15 protein-coding genes are annotated in these 9,132 nt (G+C 35.7%); 4 read left to right on the forward strand and 11 right to left on the reverse strand.

The genetic code is table 11. The annotated features are described in order from the left end of the window. Together coaD and rsmD are read right to left on the reverse strand one after the other, a co-directional pair. Nucleotides 1-489 (reverse strand): pantetheine-phosphate adenylyltransferase, encoded by a 489-nt coding sequence (coaD, locus tag BIV60_RS13160; RefSeq protein WP_071356197.1) that lies wholly within the window; start codon nucleotides 487-489, stop codon nucleotides 1-3. 15 nt (nucleotides 490-504) lie between these two features. Further along, entirely contained in the window at nucleotides 505-1,062 is a 558-nt protein-coding gene (gene rsmD, locus BIV60_RS13165) for a 16S rRNA (guanine(966)-N(2))-methyltransferase RsmD (protein ID WP_071356198.1), read from the reverse strand. Nucleotides 1,063-1,420: 358 nt separating this feature from the next. Here rsmD and BIV60_RS13170 point away from each other — a divergent pair, with 358 nt between their 5' ends. Then, nucleotides 1,421-1,810, forward strand: coding sequence for a DUF7147 family protein (locus BIV60_RS13170; protein ID WP_071356199.1), 390 nt, complete (start codon nucleotides 1,421-1,423; stop codon nucleotides 1,808-1,810). Nucleotides 1,811-1,959: 149 nt separating this feature from the next. Here BIV60_RS13170 and BIV60_RS13175 read toward each other — a convergent pair whose 3' ends face one another. From BIV60_RS13175 to BIV60_RS13195, 5 genes are all read right to left on the reverse strand, one after another. Continuing rightward, a complete protein-coding gene (locus BIV60_RS13175) occupies nucleotides 1,960-2,235 on the reverse strand; it encodes a YlbG family protein (RefSeq protein WP_071356200.1) in 276 nt (91 codons plus the stop codon). 120 nt (nucleotides 2,236-2,355) lie between these two features. Continuing rightward, nucleotides 2,356-2,790: a YlbF/YmcA family competence regulator gene (locus tag BIV60_RS13180; protein ID WP_071356201.1), complete on the reverse strand. Its 435-nt coding sequence runs from the start codon at nucleotides 2,788-2,790 to the stop codon at nucleotides 2,356-2,358. 58 nt (nucleotides 2,791-2,848) lie between these two features. Beyond that, complete coding sequence (locus BIV60_RS13185; RefSeq protein ID WP_083402235.1) at nucleotides 2,849-3,298, reverse strand: hypothetical protein; 450 nt, start codon at nucleotides 3,296-3,298, stop codon at nucleotides 2,849-2,851. A gap of 107 nt (nucleotides 3,299-3,405) precedes the next feature. Continuing rightward, on the reverse strand, nucleotides 3,406-3,645 hold the full coding sequence (locus tag BIV60_RS13190; RefSeq protein WP_071356203.1) for a YlbE-like family protein: 240 nt from the start codon (nucleotides 3,643-3,645) through the stop codon (nucleotides 3,406-3,408). 19 nt (nucleotides 3,646-3,664) lie between these two features. Further along, nucleotides 3,665-4,096, reverse strand: a complete 432-nt coding sequence (locus BIV60_RS13195; RefSeq protein ID WP_071356204.1) for a YlbD family protein — start codon at nucleotides 4,094-4,096, stop codon at nucleotides 3,665-3,667. 145 nt (nucleotides 4,097-4,241) lie between these two features. Between BIV60_RS13195 and BIV60_RS13200 the strand changes: the two genes are divergently transcribed. Beyond that, on the forward strand, nucleotides 4,242-4,724 hold the full coding sequence (locus BIV60_RS13200; RefSeq protein WP_071356205.1) for a PaaI family thioesterase: 483 nt from the start codon (nucleotides 4,242-4,244) through the stop codon (nucleotides 4,722-4,724). Between the two features lie 24 nt (nucleotides 4,725-4,748). Then, nucleotides 4,749-5,111 carry a hypothetical protein gene (locus BIV60_RS13205; protein WP_071356206.1) on the forward strand — a complete coding sequence of 121 codons (363 nt, stop codon included), beginning with the start codon at nucleotides 4,749-4,751 and terminating at the stop codon, nucleotides 5,109-5,111. A gap of 93 nt (nucleotides 5,112-5,204) precedes the next feature. On the opposite strand, the gene BIV60_RS13210 is transcribed toward BIV60_RS13205, so the two are convergent. Both BIV60_RS13210 and BIV60_RS13215 read right to left on the reverse strand, forming a co-directional pair. Next, the gene (locus BIV60_RS13210) at nucleotides 5,205-6,263 is read right to left on the reverse strand and encodes a CAP domain-containing protein (RefSeq protein ID WP_071356207.1); all 1,059 of its coding nucleotides are present in this window, start codon (nucleotides 6,261-6,263) and stop codon (nucleotides 5,205-5,207) included. Between the two features lie 169 nt (nucleotides 6,264-6,432). Further along, a complete protein-coding gene (locus BIV60_RS13215; RefSeq protein ID WP_071356208.1) occupies nucleotides 6,433-6,867 on the reverse strand; it encodes a CBS domain-containing protein in 435 nt (144 codons plus the stop codon). A 192-nt stretch (nucleotides 6,868-7,059) separates the two neighbouring features. Here BIV60_RS13215 and BIV60_RS13220 point away from each other — a divergent pair, with 192 nt between their 5' ends. Next, nucleotides 7,060-7,419 carry a YugN family protein gene (locus tag BIV60_RS13220; protein WP_071356209.1) on the forward strand — a complete coding sequence of 120 codons (360 nt, stop codon included), beginning with the start codon at nucleotides 7,060-7,062 and terminating at the stop codon, nucleotides 7,417-7,419. A 44-nt stretch (nucleotides 7,420-7,463) separates the two neighbouring features. Here the strand turns inward: BIV60_RS13220 and BIV60_RS13225 are convergent, their stop codons facing one another. Next, nucleotides 7,464-7,925, reverse strand: a complete 462-nt coding sequence (locus BIV60_RS13225; protein WP_071356210.1) for a DUF420 domain-containing protein — start codon at nucleotides 7,923-7,925, stop codon at nucleotides 7,464-7,466. Between the two features lie 116 nt (nucleotides 7,926-8,041). Continuing rightward, entirely contained in the window at nucleotides 8,042-8,950 is a 909-nt protein-coding gene (gene ctaG, locus BIV60_RS13230; RefSeq protein ID WP_071356211.1) for a cytochrome c oxidase assembly factor CtaG, read from the reverse strand. Nucleotides 8,951-9,132 lie beyond the last annotated feature (182 nt).

Here is a 9,132-nt window from a genome sequence, read left to right on the forward strand (position 1 = left end):
TTATTTATTTTTATAAAATTTTTTATGTAAAGCTTTTTCAACATATGGAGGAACAAGTTCTGATATTTTTCCATCGTACTTGGCTACCTCTTTCACAATACTCGAACTTAAAAAAGAATATTGGTTATTCGTCATAATAAAGAAAGTTTCAATTTCTTCATTTAAGACCCTGTTCATAGAAGTAATTTGCATTTCATATTCGAAATCTGAAACAGCGCGCAATCCGCGAATGATCGCATTCGCATTTACTCTTTTGGCATACTCCACAAGCAAACCGGAAAATTCATCAACCTTAACATTAGGCAGGTCTTTTGTTACTTCATTAATCAAATGAATGCGTTCTTCGACTGTAAATAAAGGATTTTTTGAAGAATTGTTTAATACTACAACATATATCTGATCGAAAACTTTGGCCCCTCTTTTTATAATATCTAAATGGCCATATGTAATTGGATCAAAACTCCCTGGACAAACGGCTATGCTAGCCAAAAGGACTCCCCCTCATTAATCACTGATTGTCGAATAAATCGTAATTGCAATAATCCCATATTTTTCATATTTTATTTGTGTTAATTCCCCTACAGCTTGTGGCAGCTCTACATCATGACTATGTTCACATACTACAAGCCCATCTTCTTTTAAAATTTTTTCCTCCATAATTTTTTGCATTAAGCTTACTAGTTGCTGTTTTTTGTAAGGTGGATCTAAAAAGATATAATCAAAACGGATTTCTCTTTTAATTAACGCTTTTAAGGCACGGTCGGCATCGTTTCGATAAACTTCAGTTTTTTCTTCAAAACTGCACGATTTTATATTTTCACGTATGACTTGAATGGCTTTGACATCACGATCAATAAAAATCACTTTATCCAATCCCCTGCTTATTGCTTCAATTCCAAGGCCGCCGCTCCCTGCAAATAAATCAAGTCCGATTCCACCGTTAAAATAGGGGCCAATCATATTAAACAAAGCTTCTTTTACCTTATCAGTTGTTGGCCTTGTTGTATTTCCTGGCACCGCTTTAAGAGGTCTTCCCTTACAACTTCCCGAAACCACTCTCAAAACTATCACCACATTTAATTAAAATATCATTTTTCTCCCCTTATCCTACCATAATTGAATAAACTAGCCAAATAACAAATCAAATTATCAGCGGAATAGAAAAAATAAAAAAACGTGTATAAGCTTTTTCGTTGTGGGGATAATGTTATTAACAACATCAATTCGAGGATGTTGTTGCCAACCGCGGAGAAGACTTACGTTTCCCCATAAGTTCTTCCTCCGGTTTCTCCTCTCCCTTTGCCTTCTATCCTTGGTTAAGGATATAGAAGGACCCTGCAGATTAATTTCTGCAGGGTTTTTTCTTTATGCTTTCCATGTTAAAGTAAAGATGAATTTTAAAAAAAGGGGAGTCATATTAGTGATTCAACGTTTTATTGAATTAGGTGAAGGTTTTTCCGATATATATGAGTTAATTGAACTTTCAAAAGCAAATCAGCATCGGCTGGTGCATATGATGGCCTTACATACAATAATTGATACGAAGCAGGTAACCTCATTAGTTGTTGTTTTAAAGCCAACAGACCCTGGAAAATTCCAGGCGCTCTATATTTGCCGGGAAGGTATCCCGAATCCGAATTATGTCCCGAATCAACGGTACGACTTATTTGTTCAAACCGCTGAGGAGCTTAACAAAACAGTTATTGAACTTTCAGTGAAGGCATCCTCCATGTTTCATGAAAAAGAATTATATTTTCACCACTTAATCGGGATTTTAAGATTAAACCATTATATAATGCCATTACAGTAAGAAAAGCGTAAGCGCCTTGGCCAGGGGCAACAAGCATAAGACGAGCCGGTGGGAAGTTTGCTTTTTAACCTTCTTGACGGATTGGCTTGTGACCTAGAGCCCCTAGGCGCTGGAGCTAGACAAAAAAGGTGAGGAAGGCCCTCACCTTTTTATATTCCCATCTTATAGTCGTATTCTTTAGCCTTATCAGGCGACGAATTTTCGAATTCCTTATTTAAAAAAGGTTTGTAGGATGGTTCAACTTTTTTTACAAATGAAAAGGAATTTAGTTTTTCCATAATTCCCTCAATATCCTCTTGATTACAATACAAAACGACATATTTCAGCTTTTTTGAAACATAATGGACATTCCCGAAGCGTCGTAACATCTTGGCCTGTTTTAATGAGTAAAGCCAAATCACTAAACCTTGTCTCTGTACAAACATACTTTTTTCCCCTTCAACAAACCATCATTATATAATAAGTCTAGCATACCAAATCAATATTACTCAATTCAAACTTTTCTGTATTAAAAAAATCGGCTGGAGTTAGCCGATTTTCTCTCATCAACCACAGCTGCCGCTGCCACAGCCACCGCTGCAGCTATGTCCCGTATCAAAAAAAGGATTACCTGTAGGTACTTTAATATGCTCTGAAACAGCGCCGCCAATTAAGATGCTGACTTTATCCAATAAGGTTTGCAAATCATTTTCTGCCAATTTAAAATCAGCCACCAGCGGATCTAGATCCATTTCACGCTTACATTCACGTACTTCTGTCATAATTTTTTTATAATCAGGGTGGTATTTACCAAAGCGCTGCACGTCTTCATAAAGATCTTTTACACTGACAAAACGCTTTATCTTTCTTTGCGATTCCCGGTTATGCTGTAATTTATATAAGGAAATTTGATATTGTTCCACAACATCAGATTCTAAAATCATTTTTGCCAATTCATCCGCAGAATCTAATAATTCAATTCGTTCAGATGTAGCAAGCATGGCGCTCACCTCCAATCATATTTTAACATGAACGATAGGAGAAAGCGAAATTTACCTTTTACCTAGGGATATTTACCATGAATTCTTTTGTTAATCCATATGGCTGATTATTTAAATCAGTCACCTCAAGTTTTAATTTATGATTTCCAGGCGCGAGCCCCTTGATGATAAAAGCTGCAGTGGAAACCTCCTGATATTTTCTGCCATCGACCCACACAAGCATCTTCCCTAATTTTTCTTTTGTCTTGTCAGATTCGCGAAAACTAATTCCTGTTAGTATACACTCTACCATGACATTTTTCCCTCTTGCTTGGTAATTAACAAATAAAGAGGGGGATTCATTTGAATTTTCGCTAAACACTGAAATATCATCCATTTTATATGTACTTGCATGTACGATAGGAATTAACTTAGGATTCGATTCCGCCTTTGGTACATCGTTTTGACCCCCGGACATAATCGACAATACAAAAATGGAAATAGGCAGCATCCAAATTGTCCTTTTCAATTCCATCACTCCTTTCTTTGTATTGTTTGCCTCCACTTAATTTTTTAATCTTTTTAAAAAAATATACAAATAAAAAGACCACATATTTTATTTAATGTGGTCTTGGATTAACCTTGATTTTTCATTGACTGAAACATATGGAACATCATGGAGGCCATTTGAACATTGTTTGAGAACTTCTCTACCTGATCCGGAATCGTCTTTTTATAATAATGCAATGAGGCAATTTCTAATGATTGTAAATCATAAGGATTTCTGCCAAGTTTTCGATACCAAATCGGCTGTTCCCGAATAAATTGTTTTAATTCCTTTTGGCTTCCCAAATATTCCTGGACATCTTTTCGCATATTTTAATAATCCCTTCTTTTAATCTTTTCGAAATGAAAAAGGATTTATTGGCCCATCTTGCGGCTTTCCGGACGGTTTCGCTCCGTTACTCCCTTGGAATTGAGATAAAACACCTTGAATTGCCCCGATTGCCTGACTTAAGTTATTAATATGGTTTTGGATTTGATTGGGATCCATGTTATTAACCATTCCCATTATATTCGATAACAAGTCTCCCTTTTTTTCTGTTGTTGTTTCCTGCTCTTCACCGTCTTCAGTCAGCTCATTTTTCTTATTTTCCTCTTTTCCAATTTGTTCCCATCTTGCATCCTCTTCTCCAAGAAGATACCAATCTTCGTACAATTCCTGCCAGGTGGCCTTTCCCTTTCGCACTTCTTGAATAATATTAGGATTGTTCTTCACAAATTCCTTAAATTTCACTACAGACGGATGCAGTTTTTTTTGTACCATTTTTCTCACCTCTGCCGACATCAATGCCAATATTACGATATGTTAGAAAATAAAATTTGTGAAAGACTTATATCTCTATAAAACATTTATAATTCCTCATATTAGTGGTAAGATGTTCACGAGGAAAAATGAAAGAGGTAAAGAGATGAAAGACAAATTAATCACATTATTAGAATCATGTATGGAAAATGGAACCGACGCCGATTTGAGTGCCATTGAACATTTTTTGAAGGGAATCCAAAAAACGAGTAACGAAGAAAGACTTTCGTTAATTGATAAGTTTTTTCATACAAATTGTAAGCTTGACGAAAGAACTTGTGAAATCACAATTCCATTAAATCCGGCTCTGAATAATTCTTTTGAAATCGTCCACGGGGGAGTCACAGCAACTCTTTTGGACACCGCAATGGGAACACTCGCGAATTACTTGCTGCCAGAGGGCTTTGGAGCGGTGACGAATCAGCTGAATATCCATTACATTGCTCCTGGAATTGGACCTCGTCTTCGCTGCCATGCTGAACTAATCCACCAAGGAAAGAAAACTTTTGTTTTATCCGGCGAAGTGTACCGGGAAGATGGAAAAAAAATTGCCTATGCCACAGGAACATTTTTTGTCATAAAAAAATAATACATTTGAAAGGCAGGACCCCAATTGATTACACTCATCGTCGTTCCCATTATTATTCTTTTCTTTTATTTGCGGACAAAAAAAGAAATGCGGGAACAAGATGTCAAATGGCGCGCGTTGGCTAATATACCTCAGGAGGCTATATTAATTGGGCAAATTAAAAACATAAATGAGGAAAAACAACGCTTTTATTATCATAGATACATATATGTCCAGGAATTTAAACTACAGACAGAAACCAGACAAGTAATTGTTAAAAAACTCACACCGATTACAAAAGCAGCAGTAATTGAAAAATTTACGGTGGGTGAATTCCTTAAGGTATTTGGAACATGGGAGGGCACTCACTTCATCATTAATCATTTTGAAAGAATAGTGACGAAATAAGAAAAGCGCCTGAGCTGGACCATTCTCAAAGCAATTTATAAATTCTTATTTTATAAAAGAACGACGGCTATACTGATATAGCCGTCGTCCGCCCTATTGATTCCACTTTTGAATAAAATTCTGTGTATAATATTTTTGGTAAACCCCTACACCAAGATGAGAAAAATCTTTATTTAAAAGCGAATCACGGTGCCCTTTACTGTTCAGCCAGCCTTCCACCACGGCTGGTCCATCTGTATAATTGGCGGCAATATTTTCACCTGCTGTTTGAAAAACAACCTTTGCCGATTTTAAGCGGTCTGATAAGCTTCCAAATTTTTTTGATGTATGGGAAAAGTCGTTATTTTCAGCCATATCCTTACTATGCTCAAATGCAGCCTTTGCTGTGTTTTCATCCCACATTAATGGTTTTAAATGATCTCTTACCCGTAAAACATTTGTCAGGTCAAAAATTTGTTTTGTTTCTCCCTCTTCAACGCTTTTCAATGCCTCATTTGTTATTTTAGGAGCTTCAATTAATTTCCCACTATATACAAGTTCATAGGGCCGTTGTTTAATAAGGGTATCCGCATCTAAAAAACGAACACTTGAAAGATTTCCGGTAAATTTATCAATATATAGCTGTACGTACATACTACCTAATTGAATAATTGGCCGTATATTTAAATCCGTATCATTTAACTCAAAACGGTACGAGTTTCCATCCTTATCAATTTCAATGTTTGCATCAATATATTGTGTATTAAAAATTTCTTCCACAGGCTGGCCAATTTCAAATGGTGCAACATCTAAATTATCACCTATCGCATAGACTGTTACGATTCGGTTATTTTCAACCCCAACTTGGACATAACGGGTATAATCTAAGTTATAAATATACCATTGATAGCCAAATGCAGACATGTCAATTCGCTGCGGTTTTCCAAGCTCTTTTTCTAATGCCGGAACTTTTTTACCTATCAACAGGGAGAGTCCTTCTTTTGGTTTTTCCCGAGAAATTTTATTTTGTTTTATATCTGGATTCTTTGGTAATGTCGGATGCATTTCCGATGTATGGTGGTCTTTTATTAAAACTTCATCCTGGTTATCTTGTTTAATACTTATATAGAAACCAATGGTTAAAAAAATAGCTAAAACAATAAGAATTCTCATGAATGTCCGCAGAGGCCTTCATCCCTCTCTAATGCTTTTTCTATGAATAAATAGATATTTTTATTATATCATCTATAACTTTTCAAGTAATAGGTATACATCATCTTAACAGAATAATAACATTATGAACAAGAAAACAGGTACCCAATGGCACCTGTTTCTTGTTTAACTAATGCTGAATCCCATTATAATTTGGTTCCGAGATTTCCGTTAGTGCTTGTTTTGCCTGATCATCGGTCAAATCTCTGATTGCGAAGTCCCCAAGTGAGACAATTCCGACTATTTTATCCCCTTCCACAACCGGAAGACGTCGAATTTGATGTTCAGCCATTAATTTTGCTGCTTCCCTTGTTGAAGCATCAGGAGAAATTGTAATCAGTTCATTACTCATAATCTCTTCTACTTTGGATGAAGGAGGATTTTTTTCTGCCACACATCGCAATACAATATCACGGTCGGTAATCATACCAACAAGTTTTTCATGATCAACAATGGGAATTGCACCAACATTTAATTCCTTCATTTTAACTGCTACTTCATATACATTATCAAGTAAGGAACAACTCTCAACATTATCGGTCATAATTTCACGAATTTTCTCCATATCAAAAACCCCCCATAAGATAATGAAAATCCTTAACAATATTATGTTTTCCATTATCGATTGAATTATTCTGTAAATGATTTCATTGCAACTTGTTACAAATTAAACTATTATTAAATTGGAATTAAATATGCTATTATTCCGAATAATGTCACATAGGGGTAATGCATTGTTTTAGGAGGGAAATTAAAAGTGAAGTTCGAAAATACGGGATTTGAAAAATTTAAAGCTGATTTAAATCGTTTGGACGAAGTTATGCATGATCATGGCTTGATTCGTGAGGGTCAATGGGATTATGAGCGTGTTACATATGATCGCAAGTTTGAATTGAAAGAAGGCATATTTTACTTGCGTGCATTTGGCTATGCCGTAGAAGGAGATGTTGGTGCACATAAGGCCACTATCCAATTAATGACACCGTTATTAGGAAAATATTACTATCCGCATGGTGTAGAATATGGTGAAGGGGAAACCTTCCCTAGCAGCCTTGTGAACCAATGTAAAAAGATTTTAGATGAAGTAAAAGCCGAAATAGAAAAATTTGCCGAATAGGCAAATTAAAGACGCATGAGAAGAAGCTCATGCGTCTTTTTTGGTTAAAAACCAAGGATCGCTTTAATAAGGGATGTTGTTTCGCCGCCTTTGTAAAATACATATAACAATAGGTAGACTGCAATCCCAGTAATTGCCGTGAAAAACCATACTATACACGTAATGGGTCCTAATTTGCGATGGGCCTTAAGTTTATTCTTATAACCGGTAATTAAGGAAATTACCCCTAAAACAGCTCCAGACGTGGCAAGTGTAATATGAAAAATTAAAAATATTGTATAGTAAATTTTAATATTAGCCGGTCCACCGAAGGAGGTATTCCCGATAAATATGGTTCTTGACTCATAAATAATAAAGAAAATAAGTGCGAATATGGCCGCAAGCGTCATCGTTTTTTTATGTGCATCGATTCTTTTTTGTTTTATTTGCCTCCAGCCAATTGCCATTGTAACTGCACTTAAAACGATAAAGGACGTACTAATCGTAGGTAAAATGGGTAAGGACATTTAAGACCCTCTCTTTTAGGTTATTTAATTGCAATTTTAATTTAGTTGCCTTTTTTTTTCAATCAAAAAGCTATGCAGTTGAATTTCATTAAAAAATCTCCCAAGTAAATGGGAGATTATTCTACAGGAGTAGGTTTAAAAGCAGGCTGCAAATCTTGTTTTTCCGATTCTGCTTTATCTTTGTCATACCATTCAAAAAAGACTCGGGCCAATATCACACCGTAAATAATTTCTTGAATGATTTTCATTAGAACCCCGCCAAGCTGCTGATCCTGAATTAATGACATTGAGCTAAACAACTGTGGTCCAGTTAAATTTAAACTCTCAAAATTAGCAGCACCCACGCATAAACTCATTGCCTGTCCCCATACGTGAGGATCAGAATAGGTAGCATAGAGCGGTGTATCTGCAAAAATAATCAACGCACATGCAGGTGTCAAAAGAATTCCATCAGCAAAAATATAGCCAACTTTTTTCAATCCGCTCAAATTCTGATGCTCTGGAATTTCATTGATTAGCGGCCACCACATAAAAATCGCCACAATAAACAATAAAAGTGAATAACCCGCATGGAGCCAAACATTTTGCATAACATGATCAAAAATTATCGGCACATGGTAAAATGAAAAGAATCCATTAAATAAGATTAGTGATATGATTGGCTTTGTAAAAATTGTGAAAAGTGAATGAATGAACTTAATTGAAAATAGCTTTTTCCACACCCAAACTGGAATCCCTAAAATAAAAAGCGGTGGAACAACCAGAACCAGGACTGCCATTTGAATCATATGAACATAAAACATTAGATGTGCCATTAAATCAAGCGGAGATCCTTTTATGCAATAGAGAATGGCAATTGAACTTACAAATAGTAACCCTTTTTTAAAGGTTAAAGGCTCACTCTCAGTAAATCGATTCCGAAATTTAATGGTAAGTAAAAAATAGGCAGCTGTCAGGACAATTAAAAATGTCAAAAAGTATGGGCTCCAAAGTGCTTTAAATCCAAAAATTTCTAATGTAAGCACTACCTATCACCTCAATGTAATATAAACAAATCTGTATTTATTATACCCCTACCACAAGGCCATATCAATAAAACGATCATTTTTACTAAGAAAAGCGTAAGCGCCTTGTTTTGCCTCAGGCATAGCACAAGACAAGCCTGCCGAAATTTGTTCTTTAACCTTTTGGACGGATTGGCTTGTGA

The sequence above is a fragment of the Bacillus sp. MUM 116 genome, from assembly GCF_001866655.1.
Lineage (GTDB): Bacteria > Bacillota > Bacilli > Bacillales > Cytobacillaceae > Neobacillus.